This is a genomic window from Kitasatospora sp. NPDC059146, from assembly GCF_042786665.1.
GTDB lineage: Bacteria > Actinomycetota > Actinomycetes > Streptomycetales > Streptomycetaceae > Kitasatospora.
Genome location: NZ_JBHZCY010000044.1, coordinates 13,904 through 32,611 on the forward strand (window position 1 = coordinate 13,904; position 18,708 = coordinate 32,611).

Annotated in this window: 13 protein-coding genes; 6 read left to right on the forward strand and 7 right to left on the reverse strand. The window is 73.5% G+C overall.

Annotated features, from left to right (window positions below):
* Positions 1-94: 94 nt before the first annotated feature.
* From ACFXPX_RS20115 to ACFXPX_RS20130, 4 genes are all read right to left on the reverse strand, one after another.
* Positions 95-1,573, reverse strand: a complete 1,479-nt coding sequence (locus ACFXPX_RS20115) for a SufS family cysteine desulfurase (protein WP_380642515.1) — start codon at positions 1,571-1,573, stop codon at positions 95-97.
* Positions 1,560-2,975: a family 2B encapsulin nanocompartment shell protein gene (locus tag ACFXPX_RS20120; RefSeq protein ID WP_380642517.1), complete on the reverse strand. Its 1,416-nt coding sequence runs from the start codon at positions 2,973-2,975 to the stop codon at positions 1,560-1,562. Before ACFXPX_RS20120 ends, ACFXPX_RS20115 begins: the two co-directional genes overlap by 14 nt.
* Positions 2,976-3,272: 297 nt before the next feature.
* A complete protein-coding gene (locus tag ACFXPX_RS20125; RefSeq protein ID WP_380642519.1) occupies positions 3,273-3,794 on the reverse strand; it encodes a signal peptide protein in 522 nt (173 codons plus the stop codon).
* 159 nt (positions 3,795-3,953) lie between these two features.
* Entirely contained in the window at positions 3,954-5,900 is a 1,947-nt protein-coding gene (locus ACFXPX_RS20130; protein ID WP_380642520.1) for a glycoside hydrolase family 5 protein, read from the reverse strand.
* Between the two features lie 341 nt (positions 5,901-6,241).
* On the opposite strand from ACFXPX_RS20130, the gene ACFXPX_RS20135 reads away from it, so the two are divergent.
* The 3 genes from ACFXPX_RS20135 to ACFXPX_RS20145 all read left to right on the forward strand — a co-directional run bounded on the left by ACFXPX_RS20135 (position 6,242) and on the right by ACFXPX_RS20145 (position 9,783).
* Positions 6,242-6,397 (forward strand): DUF6131 family protein, encoded by a 156-nt coding sequence (locus ACFXPX_RS20135; protein ID WP_380522933.1) that lies wholly within the window; start codon positions 6,242-6,244, stop codon positions 6,395-6,397.
* Positions 6,398-6,633: 236 nt separating this feature from the next.
* Positions 6,634-8,052, forward strand: coding sequence for an APC family permease (locus ACFXPX_RS20140; RefSeq protein WP_380642522.1), 1,419 nt, complete (start codon positions 6,634-6,636; stop codon positions 8,050-8,052).
* 93 nt (positions 8,053-8,145) lie between these two features.
* Positions 8,146-9,783, forward strand: coding sequence for an amidohydrolase (locus tag ACFXPX_RS20145; protein ID WP_380522935.1), 1,638 nt, complete (start codon positions 8,146-8,148; stop codon positions 9,781-9,783).
* 18 nt (positions 9,784-9,801) lie between these two features.
* Here ACFXPX_RS20145 and ACFXPX_RS20150 read toward each other — a convergent pair whose 3' ends face one another.
* Complete coding sequence (locus ACFXPX_RS20150; RefSeq protein WP_380642524.1) at positions 9,802-10,440, reverse strand: TetR family transcriptional regulator; 639 nt, start codon at positions 10,438-10,440, stop codon at positions 9,802-9,804.
* 66 nt (positions 10,441-10,506) lie between these two features.
* Here ACFXPX_RS20150 and ACFXPX_RS20155 point away from each other — a divergent pair, with 66 nt between their 5' ends.
* Entirely contained in the window at positions 10,507-11,970 is a 1,464-nt protein-coding gene (locus ACFXPX_RS20155; protein WP_380642526.1) for an FAD-dependent monooxygenase, read from the forward strand.
* A 60-nt stretch (positions 11,971-12,030) separates the two neighbouring features.
* On the opposite strand, the gene ACFXPX_RS20160 is transcribed toward ACFXPX_RS20155, so the two are convergent.
* Positions 12,031-12,732 (reverse strand): TetR/AcrR family transcriptional regulator, encoded by a 702-nt coding sequence (locus ACFXPX_RS20160; protein WP_380642528.1) that lies wholly within the window; start codon positions 12,730-12,732, stop codon positions 12,031-12,033.
* Between the two features lie 467 nt (positions 12,733-13,199).
* Between ACFXPX_RS20160 and ACFXPX_RS20165 the strand changes: the two genes are divergently transcribed.
* Both ACFXPX_RS20165 and ACFXPX_RS20170 read left to right on the forward strand, forming a co-directional pair.
* Complete coding sequence (locus tag ACFXPX_RS20165) at positions 13,200-15,971, forward strand: SdrD B-like domain-containing protein (protein WP_380642530.1); 2,772 nt, start codon at positions 13,200-13,202, stop codon at positions 15,969-15,971.
* A 170-nt stretch (positions 15,972-16,141) separates the two neighbouring features.
* Positions 16,142-16,936, forward strand: a complete 795-nt coding sequence (locus ACFXPX_RS20170; RefSeq protein ID WP_380642532.1) for a hypothetical protein — start codon at positions 16,142-16,144, stop codon at positions 16,934-16,936.
* Positions 16,937-16,952: 16 nt separating this feature from the next.
* On the opposite strand, the gene ACFXPX_RS20175 is transcribed toward ACFXPX_RS20170, so the two are convergent.
* Complete coding sequence (locus ACFXPX_RS20175; RefSeq protein WP_380642534.1) at positions 16,953-18,629, reverse strand: FAD-binding dehydrogenase; 1,677 nt, start codon at positions 18,627-18,629, stop codon at positions 16,953-16,955.
* Positions 18,630-18,708 lie beyond the last annotated feature (79 nt).

Consider the following 18,708-nt stretch of genomic DNA (forward strand, 5'->3'; position numbering starts at 1 on the left):
GGGGGGGGGGGGCGGGGGGCCGGGGCCGGGGATCGGGATGGGGCCGGGACCGTTCCGGGGGCGGGGGTGGTCGGGGCGCCCGCCCCCGGTCGGGTCAGGCTCCGGCCGCCGCGGACTCCGCCTGGACGCCCTGGAGCGCGGCGACCAGGGCGTCGACGTCCTGCACGGTGTTGTACAGGGCCAGCGAGGCCCGGGCCGCGCTCTGCAACCCGTAGGCGGCGAGGGCGGGTTGGGCGCAGTGGTGGCCGGCCCGGATGGCGATGCCCTGCTGGTCGAGGGCCCCGGCGAGGGCGATCGGGTCCGTCCCGGCGAGCAGGAAGGTGAGCACCCCGATCTTGCCCGGGGCCTCGCCGATCAGCCGCAGCCCGGGCACCGTGCGCAGCGCCGCGGTGGCGTACGCGGTGAGCTGCTCCTCGTGCGCGGTGGCGGCCGCGCGGTCCAGTCCGGCGACGTACCGCAGGGCGGCCCGCAGCCCGGCGACCCCGCCGATGTGGCCGGTGCCGGCCTCCAGGCGGTGCGGGACGGGGGCGTAGCTGGTCTCCTCGAAGCTCACCGAGTCGATCATGTTGCCGCCGCCCTGCCACGGGGGCATGGCCTCCAGCAGTTCCCGCTTCCCGTAGAGCGCGCCGATCCCGGTCGGGGCGAAGATCTTGTGCCCCGAGAAGGCGTAGAAGTCGGCGTCCAGCGCGGTGACGTCCACCGGGAAGTGGGCCACCGCCTGGGCGCCGTCGATCAGCACCTTGGCGCCGTAGCGGTGGGCCAGCGCCGTCATCTCGGCCACCGGCGGCACCGTCCCCAGCACGTTGGAGGCGTGGGTGAGGGCCACCAGCTTGGTCCGGAAGCCGAGCAGGTCCCGGTAGGCGTCCTGGTCCAGCCGCCCGTCCGGCAGCAGCGGGATCGGGACGACCCGGGCCCGGCGCTCCTTGGCGATCAGCTGCCAGGGCACCAGGTTGGAGTGGTGCTCGGCGGCGGAGACCAGGATCTCGTCGCCGACGCCGAGGTTGGCCCGGCCCCAGGTCTGGGCCACCAGGTTGACGGCCTCGGTGGTGCCCCGGACGAAGACGATCTCGTCCGGGTCCGGGGCGCCGAGCAGCTTGGCGGCCTCGGCGCGGCCCTCCTCGTAGATCTGGGTGGCCTGCTTGGCGAGGGTGTGCGCCCCGCGGTGGACGTTGGAGGTGCCCGCCGAGTAGTGCTCGCCGACCGCCTCGACCACCTGGCGGGGCTTGAGGGTGGTGGCGCCGTTGTCCAGCCAGACCAGCGGGCGGCCGTGCACCTCGCGGTGCAGCTGGGGGAAGTCGCGGCGGACGGCCTCGACGTCGAAGCCCGCGGCGGGGGCGGTGGGCGGTGACGTCCGGTCGGCCCGGGTGGGAAGCCAGTAGCGCGGGCCGCCGGCGGCGTGGGCGAGGGCCTCGGGGAGCGGGAACGGGGGCGCGGCGGCGGGGGAGGCGGTGAGTCCGCCCGGTGCGGCCGGTGCGGCCTGGGCTCCCGGAGCGGTCCGGGCTCCCGGAACGGCCGGTGCGCCCGGGGCCGCGTTGACGCCGGTGCCGCGCCCGAATCCGTCAGGAGTAGTCATGGTAGTTGGACACCTCGACGTTCTGCAGCACGGCGACGGCGTCGTCCACCAGCGCGGCGGTCGAGAAGTAGCTGGTCACCAGGTAGGAGGTGATGGCCTGCCGGTCGACGCCCATCGCGCGCACCGCCAGCCCGGGCTCGACCTCGTCCGGGACCTTGGCCGGCCGCAGGCCCACCACGCCCTGGCGCTCCTCGCCGACCCGCATCAGCAGGATGTTGGTGGTGCCGGGCGCCGAGTTGGCCGAGCCCTTGAGGTCCAGCTTGTCGGAGGGCAGCAGCGGCACGCCGCGCCAGGTCAGGAACGGACTGCCGAACAGCTCGACGATCTGCGGCGGCACCCCGCGCCGGGTGCACTCGCGGCCGAACGCGGCGATCGCCCGCGGGTGGGCCAGGAAGAAGGCGGGCTGCTTCCAGACCCGGGCGAGCAGCTCGTCCAGGTCGTCCGGGGTGGGCGCGCCGCCGCGGGTGCGCACCCGCTGGGTGGGCACCACGTTGTTGAGCAGGCCGTACTCGGGGTGGTTGAGCATCTCCCACTCCTGGCGCTCGCGCAACGCCTCGACGGTCAGCCGGAGTTGGGCCTGGACCTGGTCCATGTCGGAGTTGTAGATGTCCGCGACGCGGGTGTGCACCTTGAGCACGGTCTGGGCGATGCTCAGCTCGTACTCGCGCGGGGCCTCGTCGTAGTCGACGAAGGTCTCCGGCAGGTACGGCTCGCCGGAGTGGCCCGAGCTGAGGTCGATCGGGTGCTCGGCGTCGACCTGGCCCCGGGCGGCCGCGAACTCGTCCAGCTGGGCGCGCAACGAGGGCTCCCGGGCGGCGAGTTCGGTGAGCAGGCGGCGGTCCAGGGTGAGCACGGTACAGGAGCTGACGGCCTTCACCCGGTACGGCATCGCGGTGCCGGCCGCCCAGGCGGCGGCGTCGAAGAAGTCGCCGTCGCCGAGCATGCCTAGCAGGGCGTCCTGGCCGTACTCGCCGGTGGCGCGCTTCTCGGCCCGCCCGGAGGAGATGATGTGCAGCTGCTCGGCCGGGGCGTCGGCATCGACGATCAGCTCGCCGGGCGCGACCTCGCGCTCGGCGAACCCGGCGGCCAGGGCGGTGAGCACCGGGCCGTCGACCTGGCTGAGGAAGGCCAGTTCGCGCAGGTCCTCGGGGATGACCCGGGCGGCGCCGGAGCCGTCGACGTACGTGCCGACCAGGCCGTCGCCGAGGATGAAGCCCCGGCGGCGGTTGACCCGGAAGACGCCCGCCTCCAGGTCGACCCAGGGCAGCACCCGCAGCAGGTAGCGCGGGGTGATCCCGAGCATCTGCGGCACGGTCTTGGTGGTGGTGGCGAGGTTGCGGGCGGCGGAGGTACTCAGGCTCTGCTGGCTGGGCTGGTTCTGCGGAACGGCCTCGGTGGTCACGGCTGGTCCCCTCTGCGGCAGGTGTGGGAGGACGGGGTCCGACCGGTGCCGGACCGCCTCGCCGATTCTTGCCGCTGCAACGGAGTGCCGTGGGCACGTTTGAGGGCACCGGATAGCGGACACGCCGCTGCACGAATGAGCGACTCATGGCCGCCAAACTCACTCGATCGAGTGAGTTTCCTATAACGGGCACCGATGCTTCCCCAAGCACGGCTTGGAAGCACGGGGGGCGGTCGGAGGCGCACAGCCGGGGCACCCCGGACCGGCCCGATCCGGAGCGCCCCTCGGGGGGACCGCTCAGGCGTAGACCGCGATCCGCGGCTCGACGGTGCCCCGGGCGGGCGCGTGCAGGACGGTGAGCCGGTAGCTCTCGGTGAGGGTGTGGCCGGAGTGCAGGACGATCTTCGCCGGGACCAGCGCGGTGTACAGCGTGCCGGTCTGGCTGGCCAGTGGCACGGTGTGCCAGCTGCCGTCCGCCCCGCGCATCTCCAGCCGGACGTCGGAGGGGCTGAGGAACGGGCCCCGCTGGGGCGACTCGACCAGGATCTGCGGGGCGACCGTCTGATCCTTCGGGGTGTCGTTGCGGTAGCGGAAGGTGATCCGGTGCGGCGCCCGGTCGGTCGGCAGCGCGGAGTCCGGCAGGTCCACGAAGCGCACCGGCACGGCAGCGGCCGGACCGGATGTCGCGACCGTGGCCGCCGGGGGCGCGGAGGGCCCGGAGGCCGCCCGCGCGGGCGCCGTGAGCGCCGTGGCGGGCAGGACGGCGAGGGCGGCGGCGGTCAGCACCAGAGCCCGACGGGGGATCGTCCTGGACGGCATGGCGCCTCCTTCGGTCGAGGGGCGGCTGGGGGCCGCTCGCCCGGCGGACGGTGTCCGCGGGGCCACGGACGGTCGCCGGCCGGGCGTTTCGTACTCCACCACCTTGCACGTGCCCGGCGGATGGCGCATCCGCCGGGCACGTGCCCCTCGCCGCGGTGGTCAGCGCAGCGGGCGGCAGAGCAGCGCGTCCGGGACGCCGTACTGGAGCCCGCGCCAGGTGTCGGCGACACCGGCGACGTACTCGCCGTCGGCGCACTGGCCCTTGTAGGAGCCGGGCGCCCAGTCACCGGCGAGCGAGCCGCCGTTCGCCGGCCGGTTGTCGCCGCGGTCGAACCAGACCGTGCGACCGGTGCTCGGCAGCGCGGTGGTGGCCGGGGCGCAGAGCAGTGCGGACATCGCGTTGTCGTGGACGCCGTAGCCCACGGCGAAGGTGTTGTCCGGGCACTGGAGCTTGTCGTAGCCGGAGGCCCAGTCGCCGCCGGTGACGTAGCGCTGGTCGGTGACGGTCACCCAGTCCCCGGTGCCGAGCGGCGGCTGCCCGGCGTCGGTGCACAGGCCCCGGCTGCTGCCGCGGCCGAGGCCGGCCAGCCGCTGGCCGTCGGGGCAGTCGCCCTTGCGGTTGCCGGGGCTCCAGTCGGGCCGGGCCAGCATCCGGGCCGAGACGTTCTGGTCACCGTGGTCGAGGTCGAGCATGTTCCAGCGGGCGACCGGGGCGACCGGCCCGGTGTACGACGGGGCGTTCACCAGCTTGTTCCAGTCCGCGGCCCGCCAGTCGCCCGGGTCGTTCAGGCCGAGCTCCCGGCCGGCGGTGTCGTAGGAGAGCAGCGCCCAGCTGTCGTTCGGGACGCCGTCGTGCTGCCAGCCGACCAGCGGCCAGACCGCGAAGTCGGTGTCGTTGGCGGCCAGCACGTCGGTGAAGCGGTCGAACCAGGCCTGCTCCTTGGCGTCGGTGGAGCCGCGCCCGCCGGCGCCGAACTCGCTGACCCAGACCGGGGCGGTGAAGTGCTGGCCGTCCTGGGTGACGAACAGCGCCTCCTGGTTCACCACCTGGGCGAGCTGCTCGGGGGTGAAGTCCTCGTAGCGCGGGTCGGAGGTCGAGCCCGGGCCGCTGCCCGCGCCGGTGTTGGCCGGGCCGGTGTAGGCGTAGAAGTGCGCCGCGTAGACCAGCTTGTCGGACCGGATCAGGGTGTTGGACAGGTTCGCCACCGGGGTGAGCATCGGCCGGCCGTGGGAGAACCCGGCGGCGGGGATGCCGTACCAGTTGATGCCCTCCATGACGACCAGCAGGTCAGGGTCGGCCTGGAGGATCCGGTTGCCCGCCTCCTCGAAGGCCGCGTACTCGTCGTGGGCGTCGCCCAGGCCCCAGTTGGGGTCGTCCCAGGTGTCGCGGCGCACCTCGTTGCGCAGGTCCGCGCCGACCACCCGCTTGTCGGCCTTGTAGCGGTTCGCCATGAACACCCAGTCGTCCTCCCACTGCTGGGTGCTCTGACCGCTGTTCCAGCGCTCGTTGCCGTCCAGGCCGCAGCAGAAGCGGTAGCTGGTGGTGTGGTTGTTGAGGACGACCGCGAACCCGTCGGCGGTCAGCGCAGCCACCACGGCGTCGTAGACCTGCAGCGGGGTGCTGCCCCGGAGCTGCGGGTTGGCCGCGACGGCGGCGTCCGGGACGGCGGCGGTGTCGTGGATCATCGCGTTGGCGAACGGCAGCCGGACGGCGTTCAGGCCCAGGCCGTGGAAGCCCGCCAGGATCCGGTCGATCGGGGCCCGGTCCAGCCCGAGCGGGATGTTGTACGAGACCTGGCCGGCCTGGTTGTCCGCGGGGTCCGTGGTCGAGCCGCTGCCCTCCCAAGTCCCCTGTGCTCCGGCCCAGTTGCCGGCCTTGAGCTTGAACCGGTCGCCGTTGGCGTCGACCACGTACCGCCCCCGGGTGCTGAGCGGGCCGGTCCAGGAGGCGGCCAGCCGGGCGCCGCTCGACGCGGGCGCGGCGGCGGCGGAGGCGGTCGGGGCGGCGGGGGCAGCCGCCTGTGCGGGTGGGGCGGCGTTGAGGAGTGCGGCCAGCAGGCCGGCCACCGCGAGCACGGCGGTGCGGGCCTTTCGAAGGGGTGTCACGGATGCTCCGGTGAGGGTGACGGGGGCAGGGCTTGTTGACGGTACGTCAAGACCACCGTCCGGGACGAGGCCCGTGGGCCGGTCGCAGGGGGATCGGTCGCAGCGTGGAGCGGGCGCAGGGTGGAGCGGGGTGCGACCACGCACCGTGCGCTGGTCGACCCGGTCGACCCGGTCGATCTCGTCGCCCCGGCCCACCCGGCCAACCCGGCCCGTGGGCGTCCGGCGGTGGTCGCCGAGGAAATTCCGGGATTCCTGAATCGAAACCCGAGAACGGGGAAGGCGCAGCATGCCTCCGCACCAGCGGAGGAACCCACCGGGAGGGCGAAAGAACGGAGCTCGTCGTGATCGTCCTCGGAGTCATCCTCCTCGTCATCGGATTCGTCAGCGGCATCTCCATCCTGTGGACCGTCGGCGTCATCCTGCTCCTCATCGGCCTCGTCCTGCTGGTCATGGGCACGGTCGGTCGCGAGGTCGGCGGCCGCCGCCACTACTGGTAGGCACCCACCGTTCCCGGCCCGACTCCGTTCGAGGAGTCGGGCCCGAGCGCTTATGACAACAGCATTGACGTGAAACGACACCGCCGGTTTCATGGCTCGCACTTCCCCCACCCCCGGGCGCCCCCCGAACATCCGCGCCCGCCCCCACCCCCCACGAGCAAGGCGGTGATCCGTTGGCATCGACGCTGAGGGACGACACGGGCAGCGGCCCGAGAACCGGCGCGCAGCACGGCGCCATGCACAGGTCCATCGGCCTGCTGGACGGCGCGGCCATCGCCGCCTCCAGCACGGCCGCCACCAGCAGCATCGGGATCGGCCTCGGCCTGATGGCGGGCGTCGTCGGCCTCCACCTGCCCGCGATCATGCTGCTGGCCTTCCTCCCCGTGCTCGCCATCGCGGGCGGCTACGGACGCCTGAACGCCGTCGAACCCGACGCCGGCAGCAGCTACCGCTGGGTCGGCCGCACGCTCAGCCCCTGGCTGGGCTTCCTCACCGGCTGGGTGAACACCGTCGGCACCGTGGTCTTCATGGCCTACACCACCACCGTCACCGGCTCGGCCGTCATCCAGCTCCTCGACCTGGCCCACCTGCGCAGCATCGCCGGGCTGCGCCTGGACGCCGACTCCACCGTCCAGTGCACCCTGCTCGGCCTGGCCGTCCTGATCGGCGCCGCCCTGGTCGCCGTCCGCGGCCTCGACCTCGCCGCCCGGCTCCAGAAGGCCCTGCTGGTCTTCGAGTACGCCGTGCTGCTCGGCTTCTGCGGCTACGGCCTGTTCGCCGGCGACCAGCCCTTCTCGCTCCACTGGTTCAACCCCTTCGACCTGCCCTCCTTCGGCGCCCTGGCCCAGGGCATGGTGCTCGCGGTGTTCTGCTACTGGGGGTTCGAGTCGGTGTTCAGCGTCGGCGAGGAGGTCCGCGACCCGCGGGACGCCTCGCGCGGCGGCTTCCTGGCCCTGGTGGTCATGATGCTGCTCTTCCTGCTCGCCGGGACGGCCTTCCAACGAGTGCTCCCGCTCGGCGAGTTGGCCGACAACGGCGCCCACGGACTCACCTACTTCGGCGCCGCCCTCGCCCACCAGCCGCTCGCCGCACTGCCGTTGATCGCGCTCACCTTCTCCGCGGTGGCCTCGCTCCAGGCCTCGGTGATCCCGACCGCGCGCGGGATGTACGCGATGGGGCGCGACGGCGTGCTCGGCCCGGTCTGGACCAGGCTGCACCCCCGGCACGCCACCCCCGCCGTCGGCACCCTGCTGGTCACCGGCTTCGCCGCGCTGCTCGCCCTCGCCTCGATCGCCATTCCGACCGTCAACGACCTGATCTCGGCCGCCGTCAACGCGATCGGCATCATCGTCGCCCTCTACTACGCGCTCACCGCCGTCGCCTCCGCCGTCCGTTTCCGCGGCCTGCTGCGCACCGACCCGGTGCAGGGCCTGCGCGCGGTGGTCGGCCCGCTGCTCGGCGCGGCGACACTGCTCGCCGTGGGCGGCTACCTGGCCTGGACCTTCTACGACTCCACCGACCACTTCGAACTCGCCGCGGACAACGGCTGGTTCGAACTGACCGTGGTGGCGCTGATGATCGTCACCGGCCTCCCGTCGGCGGCCTGGGCCCGCTGGCGGCGCCGCTCGCCGTACTTCCTCGACCCGGCCGCCTGAGCCGTACCGTCTGACCCGGCTGCCCGACCCGGCCGCCCGACCCCACCGCCCGACCCGACAGCCCTGCCGCACCGGCACGAAGGAGCACCACCCATGACCGAGGCCGACCTCGTCCTCACCCACGGCCCCGTCCACACCGGCGACGCCGCCCGCACCCGGGCGAGCAGCCTGGCCGTGACCGGAGGGCGGATCACCGCCGTCGGCCACGACGAGGTCCACCAACTGATCGGGCCGCGCACCGAGGTCGTGGACCTCACCGGCAGGCTGCTGCTGCCCGGCTTCCAGGACGCCCACGTCCACGCGGTCTACGGCGGCGTCGAGTTGGCCGCCTGCGACCTCACCGGCACGGTCGGCGTGGCCGAGTACCTGGACCGGATCCGCGCCTACGCCGGGGCCAACCCCGACCAGGAGTGGATCACCGGCAGCGGCTGGTCCCTGGAGAGCTTCGAAGGCGGCCTGCCCACCCGGCAGTTGCTCGACTCCGCCGTCCCCGACCGCCCGGTCTACCTGACCAACCGGGACCACCACGGCGCCTGGGCCAACACCCGGGCCCTGGAGCTGGCCGGCCTCACCCGGGACACCCCCGACCCGGCCGACGGCCGGATCGAACGCGAACCCGACGGCACCCCGGCGGGCACCCTCCAGGAGGGCGCCACCACGCTGGTCGCCCGCCTGGTGCCGCCGGCCACCGCCGCCCAGCGGCTGGCCGGCCTGCTCCGGGCCCAGCGCCTGCTGCACTCGCTCGGCATCACCGGCTGGCAGGACGCCCTGCTCGGCGAGTTCAACGGCCAGCCGGACCCGTCCGACGCCTACCTCGCCGCCGCCCGCTCCGGCGAACTGACCGCCCGGGTCACCGGCGCGCTCTGGTGGGACCGCGCCCGCGGCGCCGAACAGATCCCCGAACTCGTCCGGCGCCGCGCCGAGTTGAGCCACGGCCGGTTCCGGGCCGGCTCGGTGAAGATCATGCAGGACGGCATCGCGGAGAACTTCACCGCCGCGATGACCAGCCCCTACCTGGACGGCTGCGGCTGCGCCACCGCCAACTCCGGCCTCAGCTTCGTCGATCCGGCCGCGCTGTGCGGATACGTCACCGAACTCGACGCGCTCGGCTTCCAGGTGCACTTCCACGCCCTCGGCGACCGGGCCGTCCGCGAGGCGCTGGACGCCGTCGAGGCCGCCCGGGCGAAGAACGGCCGACGCGACACCCGGCACCACCTCGCCCACCTCCAGGTGGTCCACCCGGACGACCTGCCCCGCTTCGCCCGGCTCGGCGCCGTCGCCAACATCCAGCCGCTGTGGGCCGCGCACGAACCGCAGATGGACGAACTCACCATCCCCTTCCTCGGCCCCGAACGCGCCGCCCGGCAGTACCCCTTCGGCGGGCTCCAGCGGGCGGGCGCCACCCTCGCGGCGGGCAGCGACTGGCCGGTGAGCAGCCCCGACCCGCTGGCGGGCCTGCACGTCGCCGTCCACCGGATGGAGCCCGGCGCCACCCACGGCCGGGTCTTCCTGCCCGAGCAGCGCCTCGACCTCGCCTCCGCCCTCGCCGCCTACACCGCCGGATCCGCCCACGTGAACGGCCACGACGACGCCGGCACCCTCGCCGTCGGGCACCTCGCCGACCTGGTCGTGCTCGACCGCGACATCCTCACCGGCCCTCCGGAGGAGATCGCCGAGGCCCGGGTGCTGCGCACCTACGTGGGGGGTGAACTCGTCCACGCGGCCGAGTGAGCGCGGGCGGCCGCCCGCTCAGGCCGGGTCGACGCCCCGGTCCAGCCCGCCGCTCAGCAGGTCGAAGGCGAGCTCCGCCGCCCGGACCGCCGCCGGGTAGTGGTCGTCGGCGGAGGTGCCGGCGGCCAGGTGCTCCTGGTTCACGGTGGCGAGCTCCCGCTGCACCACGATCACCTGGGCGGCCACCAGGCGGGCGGCGAGCGGGTCGACGCCCGCCTCCCGCAGGGCCGCGCCCAGGGCTTCGGCGCCGCGTCCCGAGTAGCGCGCCAGCCGTGCGGCCAGGCTCTCGGTGTCGCTGATCAGGTGGAGGAAGGCCATCACCTCGGGGTCGTCGCACAGGCCGGTGTTCGGATCGCGCCGGGCCAGGGCGTCGAGGTGGGCGGCGCGCAGCGCCTCCAGCGGGGGGAGGCCGTCCGGGCGGGCGCGGACGGTGCGGGCCGCCTCGTCCTCGTGGTCGGCGAAGCGCTGGAGGACGAGGTCCTCCTTCGTGGGGAAGTAGGCGAAGAGGGTGCGCCGGGAGACGTCCGCCGCCTCGGCGATCTCGGTGATCGACACCTGGTCGAAGCCCTTGTCGAGGAAGAGCCGGATCGCCGTCGCGCCGATCGTCTCCCGGGTGCGTTCCTTCTTGCGTTCCCGCAGGCCCATCTGCTGATTCATGCACTCAGTCTACCTCGTGGTAGACTGAGTGCAGAATTGCACCTGGTTCTTCTCGCGGAGGTTGCTGTGCAGACCGAAGTCATCGTCGTGGGGGCGGGCCCGACCGGGCTGATGCTGGCGAACGAGCTGACGCTGGCCGGGATCCCGGTCGTCGTCACGGAGAAGCTGCTCACCCGGAGCACCCAGTCCCGGGCCGGCAGCCTCCAGCCGCGCACCGCCGAAGTGCTGGACCTGCGGGGGCTGCTGGAGCCGCTGCTCGCGGAGCTGCCGCCCCGGAAGAGCTCGGGCGGGCACTTCGCCACCCTGCCGGTCGAGCTGGACTGCACGCCGTGGCGCACCCGCTACCCGCACCCGGTCGCCGTCCCGCAGGCCGCGCTGGAGGCCCTCCTCGAAGGGCTCCTCACCGAGCGGGGCGTACCCGTGCTGCGCGGCCGCGAGGTGACGGCGATCGCCCAGGACGCGGACGGCGTGACCGTCGGGTGGCGGGCCGAGGACGGCGGCAGCGGCGAGCTCCGGGGCCGCTACCTCGTCGCCTGCGACGGCGGGCACAGCTCCGTCCGCCGACTGCTGGGCGTGGACTTCCCCGGCCGGGAGCGGCGGATGTCCGCCGTGGCCGCGGACCTCACGCTCGCCGCGCGCTCGGCGGAAGTCCGCACCGAGCCCGGGCACTTCAGCGCGTTCGCGAAGTCGGCCAACGGCTTCCACTCGATCCTGCACCCCATCGGCCCGGACCTGTACCGGATGCTGTTCGGCAAGCTCTCCGGCGACGGCCCGGACCACGCGTCACCGGTCTCCGCGGACGAGGTCCAGGAGGCCCTGCACGCCGTCTACGGGCCCGGGACGCAGCTCGGCGAACTGCGCGCGGCCTCCCGCTTCGGCGATGCCGTGCGCCAGGTCGAGCGCTACCGCGAGGGCCGGGTGTTCTTCGCCGGGGACGCGGCGCACATCCACATGCCGATCGGCGGACAGGGCGTCAACCTGGGCGTCCAGGACGCCGTCAACCTGGGCTGGAAGCTCGCCGGCACGATCAACGGCTGGGCCCCCGCCGGGCTGCTCGACAGCTACCACGAGGAGCGGCACCCGGTCGCCGCACGGGTGCTGCGCCACACCCGGGCACAGAACGTGATCATGAACCCGGGGCGGGACGAGGAGCTCGCCACGGTCCGCGAGTTCGTCACCGAGCTGCTGCGGCTGCCCGACGCCCACCGGTACGTCTCGGGCATGATGTCCGGCCTGGACCTCCAGTACCCGGGGGTCGGCCCCCGGCTGATCGACCTGGAGCTGACCACCGAGGCCGGGCCGGTGCGGGCGAGCTCCCTGATGGGCTCCGGCCGCGGCCTGCTGCTGTCCCTGGACGGCACCCGGCGGTCGGTCGGCGACCGGGCCGACCGGGTCGAGCACGTCCTGGCGAAGACCGACGAGGACGTCGACGGGGCCGGGGCCCTCCTGATCCGCCCCGACGGCTACCTCGCCTGGACCGACCGGGACGGCACGCCGCTGGACACGGCCCTCGCCCGCTGGTTCGGCTGACCGGCACCGGCCGGGCGCTTTGACGGTGCCCGCCGGGCCGGCCGTCGGCCTCGTGCTCCCTCAGTCGGCCGCCAGCCGGGCCGCCGCGGCGTCGAGCAGCAGGTCGAGGGCGTACGGGTAGCCGCTGCGGCGCATGTCGGTGGAGAGCAGGTGGGCGGTGGCGGCGATGTGGGGGTGGGTGGCGGCGTCGAGGCGGGCGTAGGAGGCCTGCCAGACCTGGAGGTCGGCCGTGGCCGCGGCGGCGGGGAGGGCGAGGGCGGCGGCGTCCAGGGCGGCGAAGCCGAGGCTCTGGTCGACGAAGGCGTGGTAGATCGCGACGGCCTCCGGGTCGGGGAAGCCGGCGGTGCGCAGCACGCCGAGGATCGTCTCGACGGCGGCCGTCTCGTGGCCGCGTCCGGTGGTGCGGTGGGCGGCGAGCAGGGCGGCCTGGGGGTGGGCGAGGTAGGCGGTGTGGATCCGCAGGCCGATGGCGCGCAGGTCGGTGCGCCAGTCTCCGGTGGGGCGCCAGCCGGCCTGGGCGCGGCCGATGAGTTCGTCGGCGATGGCCAGCAGCAGGTCGTCGGTGCTGTGGAAGTAGCGGTAGACGGCGCTGGGGTCGGCGCCGAGCGCGGTGCCGAGCCGGCGGACGGTGAGCGCCTCGGCGCCGTGCTGCCCGACCAGCCGCAGCGCGGTGTCGATGATCAGCTCCCGGGAGAGCACGACGCCCTGCTTGGTGGGTCGCCGTCGACGGCGCTGGGGCTCGGGGACCACGCGTTCGCTCATGCCCCGCAGGTTATGTCAGCGATGTTGACGCAGGACAGGGGTGGACGGTGCCGTTCGCGGCCGGACCGTGGGGGAGGTCGAGCGCGGGCAAACGTTGCTCCTGGGACTGGTGGGTTGGAATGAATCGTGGACAGTTCTGTGCGGGCCGTGCCGAATTCCCGGGGCATTCGTAGTGCCGTTCGAGGTTCGGTCACCCTCCGTGGTCGGGCGGCTTTGTCGACATGGCGCTCATTCCGTGTCGAGAGCTTGTCCGGGTCCGGATTCCCGCTGGTGGGAGAGGGTGAGACGTGACGAGCCGTCAGGGGAGTCGTGGTGGATACGTCTGACAGGTCATCAAAGTTCCACGATCGACCACCCGGTTGGGTGAATTCCCTTTAAGCTCACGTTAACCACGGCGGATTCAGGCCACGCTGTGGGCTCCCTCATGAAGTCGGGCCATTTGGGCTCTTTGGACGATGAGAGCAGGGATGAACACAACGAATGAACTGATGAACGGCGCCGCGCGCGGCCCGGACCGGTCACGGCCGGGCCGCTCCGGACGCCGCGTCGTGGGCCGGATCGCGGCGCTCGCCGTCGTCGTCGGCAGCAGCTCGCTGGCGGCGGTCCCGGCGGCGGTCTCGCAGACCGGCGACGGGACGGTCACGGTCCGGGTGATCCGGGCCGTGGACGACTCCGGCACCTGGACGCCCGCGCTGGAGCCGAACATGGCGGGCGTCAAGGTGACGCTCACCGACGACGCCGGGGTGTCGATCGACGGCACCACGGCGGCGGACGGCACGGTCACCCTGGCGCCCGCGACCAGCAAGGCCACCGGCGGCAAGTACCGCGTCCAGGTGGTGAATCCGAAGCCGGGCGTGCTGTTCCCGGCCTTCGCCTCCCGCCAGGGCCTGGACGGCGCGCCCAACCAGCTCAGCTCCAACGAGGAGTTCGTCGACCTCAGCGGGGGCAAGAGCGTCTCCTACACCACCGGGCTGTGGAACCCGGCGGACTACTGCCAGAAGAACGCGCCGCTGGTGACCGCCTGCCAGACGCCCACCTACCAGGGCAAGTCCCAGCGCACCCTGGTCTCCTTCCCGTACGACTCGCGCGGTCAGGAGGGCCCGGGCAAGGACGTCGTCGCGACGAACGTCGCCACCGACGCCGACACCGGGACGATCTTCGGCATCGCCTGGAACAAGGCCGACAAGCGGGTGTTCTCCGCGGCGACGGCCAAGCGCACCACCGACTACGGCCCCGCCGGCTCCGGCGGGATCTACGTCACCGACATGAGCGACCCCACCAAGCCGGGGAGGACCAGCGTCTTCACCACCGTCCCGAACGCGGGTGGCACCGCGCACGGGGCCGGGACGGACGACGCCTTCCTCGACGTCCCCGGGAAGGAGAGCCTGGGCGGCATCAAGATCACCGACGACGGCAAGGACCTGTTCGTCGTCAACCTGAACGACCGCAAGCTCTACCGCTACGACGCCACCGCGCCGACGGCCTCGGCGCCGAAGGCCGCCTACCCGATCCCGGACCCGGGCTGCCCGTCGGCTGCGGACTGGCGCCCCTACGGTCTGGGGCTGCAGGACGGCACCGGCTTCCTCGGCGGGGTCTGCTCCGGCGAGTCCACCGGCAAGCTCACGGACGTGCGCGCCCTGGTGCTGCCGTTCGACCTGGGCACCGGGGCGTTCGGCAAGCCGGTGCTCGACCAGCCGATGGACTACCCGCGGCAGTCCACGGTCGGCAGCGGCCCGTGCGACGGCGCGGGCTGGTTCGCCTGGACCAGCACTTTCCCGGCCTCGCAGAACGGCATGGTCTGCGGCAACAGCACCATCGCGTTCCCCGAGCCCGAGCTCGGCGAGATCCTGTTCGAGACCGACGGCTCGATGCTGCTGGCCTTCAAGGACCGCTTCGCCGACCGCGGACCGGGCGCCCCGGCGCCCAACTCGGCCACCGTGATGTCCGGCGGCGACCTGAACAAGGCCTGCCCGTCGAACGGCACGTACGTGATGGACGTCAACCTCGGCTGCGGCAAGACCGTCCGCGGTGCCCGGTTCTTCTCCACCGGCTGGGACGCGGTCGGCCACCACAACACGGTGTTCGCCGGCATCGCGCTCTCGAAGGTCGAGAGCACCGTGGCGGGCTCCGCCTTCGACCCGGACCACACCGCGGTCGGCTACGGCACCTCCTTCATGGAGCGCGCGGACGGCAGCCACGACCCGAAGTTCGGCCTGCGGCTGACCCCGGCGGGGACCGGCTCCCCGTTCGGCAAGGGCGCGGCCATGGGTGACCTGGAAGTGCTCTGCGACCAGGCGCCGCTGCAGATCGGCAACCGGGTCTGGTACGACCCCGAGCGCAAGGGCATCCAGAACCCGGGCCAGACCCCGGTCAAGGGCGCCACCGTCAACCTCTACGACGAGTCGGGGAAGGTCCTCGGCACCACGAAGACCACGGCGCGCGGCGAGTACTACTTCGACAACAGCAACGTCCCCGGAGGCCTCAAGCCCCACACCAAGTACACCATCCGGATCGACAACCCCGCCGACTACGCCAAGGGCGGCCCGCTGTACCACTGGGTGCCCACCGACCACGACGTCGGCGACAACCACTTCATCGACTCGAAGGGCATCGTCCCCGCCGGCGCCAAGTTCCCCGAACGGGCGCTGACCACCGGCGGACCGGGCGAGAACGACCACACCTTCGACTTCGGCTACCGCCAGCAGGAGGGCGCGCTCAAGCTGGTCAAGAACGACCAGGACGGCAAGCCGCTCGCCGGCGCCAAGTTCCAGCTCTGGCACGAGACCAACGGCACCGACGGCCTCCAGGCCACCGGGGCCAAGCCGGACACGCCCGTCGGTGACCCGTGCACCACCGGCAAGGACGGCATCTGCCAGGGCACCGGCGTGCCCGGGACGTACTACTGGCAGGAGTTGAGCCCGCCCGACGGCTACTCGGCGCCCGACAACACGGTCTTCGGACCGCTGGTGCTCACCGCCGACAACCTGGAGGACGGGGTCGGCGTCACGGCCGTCAACAAGCTGATCCCCACCCCGACGCCCACCGCCTCGTCGACGCCGACCCCGACGACGACCCCGCCGAGCACGCCGCTCCCACCGGCGCCCGCTCCCGGCGGCGAACTCCCGCACACCGGAGCCAGCAGCGGCATGCCGCTGATCGCGGCCGGCGGCGCGGTGCTGATCGCCCTCGGCGCGGGACTGTTCCTGGTGGTGCGCCGACGCCGGGGCCAGCACCAGTAGCCCTGCTGTCGGCCATCCACCCCGGCCTGACGGGGTGAGGCCCGGACCGGGCGGGTACGCGGACCGAGAGGACCGCGGACCCGCCCGGTTCCCGTACCCGGCCGGCTCGCCTTCTCACCCGCCGGCTTCCTGCCGTCCGCCCGCAACGACCGATCGGAGCACACCCCCGCATGGCCCGGAAGACGAAGGCCCCCGCCGTCGAACCGCCCCGGCGCCGCCGCCCCCGCTGGTTGACGGCGCTGGTCGCGTGCGCGGTGTGCGCCGCCGTCGCGGGCGGCGTCGCCGCGTACCGGACGGCCTCCGACCAGGCCTCGGAACGGCCGGTCAGCAGCGACGAGGCCGCCCGGCTGGCACTGTCCCGGCTGAACCTCTACCAGGCCAGCCCCGTGAACGTGGTGCTCACCGCGGACGAGGGCGGGGGAGTGCGGATCCGGGTCGAGGGGGTCGTCGACTACCGCACCCACCGGGGCGCCGGCCGCTACACGTCCACCGGAGCGGGCGGACCGCTCGACCACGGGCTGGTGGTCTGGGACACCGGCGGCCTCGGCCTCGCCCCCGAACCCGCGGGCGACCAGAGCCCGCCCTGGCAGCAGGCCGAACACGTCCCCCGTTCCGGCTGGTCGCCGCGCTCGTACACCGCCGACCCGCTGGACGCCGGCCTCCAACTGCTCACCCAGCTCGGCGCCGACCGCCCCGACAACCCGGTGCTGCTCGCCCAGTCCGGCGCCCGCTGGCTCGGCAAGGACCGGATCGACGGCCGCAGCTACGACCGCTTCTCCGGCCCGCGCGCCCAGGGCGCCGCACCGGACGGCAACCGCTCGCCGCTCACCTACTGGGTGGACGGCGACGGCTCGCTGCGCCGGGTCACCATGCGGATGGCGGGCCTGGGCACGCCGGCCACCGTGGAGTTCGCCGGCCGCAACGCCGACGCCAAGCTCCCCGAGGCGCCCTGGCTGACCAGCTGACGAAACATCAAGTGCGCTAGCGGGTACGGGAGATGGCGAGGCCGGCCGCCCGCCCCGAGAAGATGCACCCGCCGAGGAAGGTGCCCTCCAGGGCGTTGTACCCGTGCACGCCCCCGCCGCCGAAGCCGGCCACCTCCCCGGCGGCGTACAGACCGGGGACGGGTGCCCCGTCGGCGCCGACCACCCGCGATTCCAGGTCGGTCTGCAGGCCGCCGAGGGTCTTGCGGGACAGGATGTTGAGCCGTACGCCGATCAGCGGGCCGTGCGCCGGGTCGAGGATCCGGTGCGGCCTGGCGACCCGGGCGATCCGGTCGGTCAGCGACCGGCGGGCGTTGCGGATCGCCATCACCTGCACGTCCTTGCTGAAATTGTTGTCCAACTCCCTGTCCCTCGCGACGATCTGACGCTCGATCATGGCGGCGTCGAGCTTCGGGCCGCGGGCGATCCCGTTCATCGCCGCGACCAGCTCGGGCAGGGTCCGGGCGACGACGAAGTCCTCGCCGTGCTGCTTGAACCGCTCCACCGGGCCCGGAGCGCCCTTCGCCAACCGGCTCCGCAGCGCGAACCCCAGGTCGCGGCCGGTCAGATCGGGGTTCTGCTCCGAGCCGGAGAGTGCGAACTCCTTCTCGATGATCGACTGGGTCAGGACGAACCAGGAGTAGTCGTGGCCGGTGGCCAGGATCTGCTTCATCGCGCCGATAGAGTCGGCCCCCGGCACGCCGGACATCCCGGTCAGCCGGCGCCCCTCGGCGTCGAACCACATCGAGGACGGGCCGGGCAGGATCCGGATGGCGTGGTCCGGCCAGACCGGGTCCCAGTTGTGCACGCCCTCGGTGTAGGCCCACATCCGGTCGCGGTTGACCACCCGCCCGCCCGCCCGCTCGGTGATGGCCAGCATCCGGCCGTCGACGTGGGCGGGCACGCCGGAGATCAGGTGCTCGGGCGCCGGACCGACCCGCTCGGTCGGCCAGTTGGCGCGCATCAGCGCATGGTTGTGCCCGATGCCGCCGGAGGTCACCACGACCGCCGCCGCCCGCTCCTCGAACGGGCCGGTCACCTCCCGCGAGGACTTGACCCCGCGCGCCGAGTCGTCCGGCGCCAGCACCGAGCCCCGGACGCCGACCACCGCGCCGCCCCCGCCCTCCTCCGTCAGCAGCTCGTCCACCTGGTGCCGGAAGGCGAACCGCACCAGCCCGGCGCGCTCCGCCCGCAGCACCGGGCGCAGGAAGGCCTCCACCACACCGGGCCCGGTGCCCCAGGTGATGTGGAAGCGCGGCACCGAGTTGCCGTGGCCGGTGGCCGAACCGGCACCCCGCTCCGCCCACCCCACCAGCGGCACCACCCGGTGGCCCAGCTCCCGCAGGTAGCCGCGCTTGCCGCCCGCCGCCCACGCCAGGTACGCCTCGGCCCACCGCCGGCCCCAGACGTCCTCGTCGTCCGGGCGGTCGAAGCCCGCCGAACCGAGCCAGTCCTGCCGGGCCAGCTCCAGGGAGTCCTTGATCCCGGCCCGCCGCTGCTCCGGACTGTCGACGAAGAAGAGCCCACCGAGCGACCAGAACGCCTGGCCGCCGAGGTTGCGCCGGTTCTCCTGCTCGACGACCAGCACCCGCCGGCCGGCCTTGGCCAGCTCGTGCGTCGCCACCAGTCCGGCCAGGCCGGCCCCGACCACGATCACCTCAGGCTGGAACGGCATGCAGCTCTCCCTCGGGGGAATCCGCCGTCGCCCGGGCGCGACGGCCGTACGGTCCCCATGGCCGTACGGTCCCCATGCT

What these genes read in the sequence shown, in the direction of transcription:
- ACFXPX_RS20150 (WP_380642524.1), bottom strand. Translation starts at nt 10,440, where the DNA reads ATGAATCAGCAGATGGGCCTGCGGGAACGCAAGAAGGAACGCACCCGG.
- ACFXPX_RS20115 (WP_380642515.1), bottom strand. Translation starts at nt 1,573, where the DNA reads ATGACTACTCCTGACGGATTCGGGCGCGGCACCGGCGTCAACGCGGCC.
- ACFXPX_RS20165 (WP_380642530.1), top strand. Translation starts at nt 13,200, where the DNA reads ATGAACACAACGAATGAACTGATGAACGGCGCCGCGCGCGGCCCGGAC.
- ACFXPX_RS20175 (WP_380642534.1), bottom strand. Translation starts at nt 18,629, where the DNA reads ATGCCGTTCCAGCCTGAGGTGATCGTGGTCGGGGCCGGCCTGGCCGGA.
- ACFXPX_RS20160 (WP_380642528.1), bottom strand. Translation starts at nt 12,732, where the DNA reads ATGAGCGAACGCGTGGTCCCCGAGCCCCAGCGCCGTCGACGGCGACCC.
- ACFXPX_RS20170 (WP_380642532.1), top strand. Translation starts at nt 16,142, where the DNA reads ATGGCCCGGAAGACGAAGGCCCCCGCCGTCGAACCGCCCCGGCGCCGC.
- ACFXPX_RS20140 (WP_380642522.1), top strand. Translation starts at nt 6,634, where the DNA reads ATGCACAGGTCCATCGGCCTGCTGGACGGCGCGGCCATCGCCGCCTCC.
- ACFXPX_RS20125 (WP_380642519.1), bottom strand. Translation starts at nt 3,794, where the DNA reads ATGCCGTCCAGGACGATCCCCCGTCGGGCTCTGGTGCTGACCGCCGCC.
- ACFXPX_RS20145 (WP_380522935.1), top strand. Translation starts at nt 8,146, where the DNA reads ATGACCGAGGCCGACCTCGTCCTCACCCACGGCCCCGTCCACACCGGC.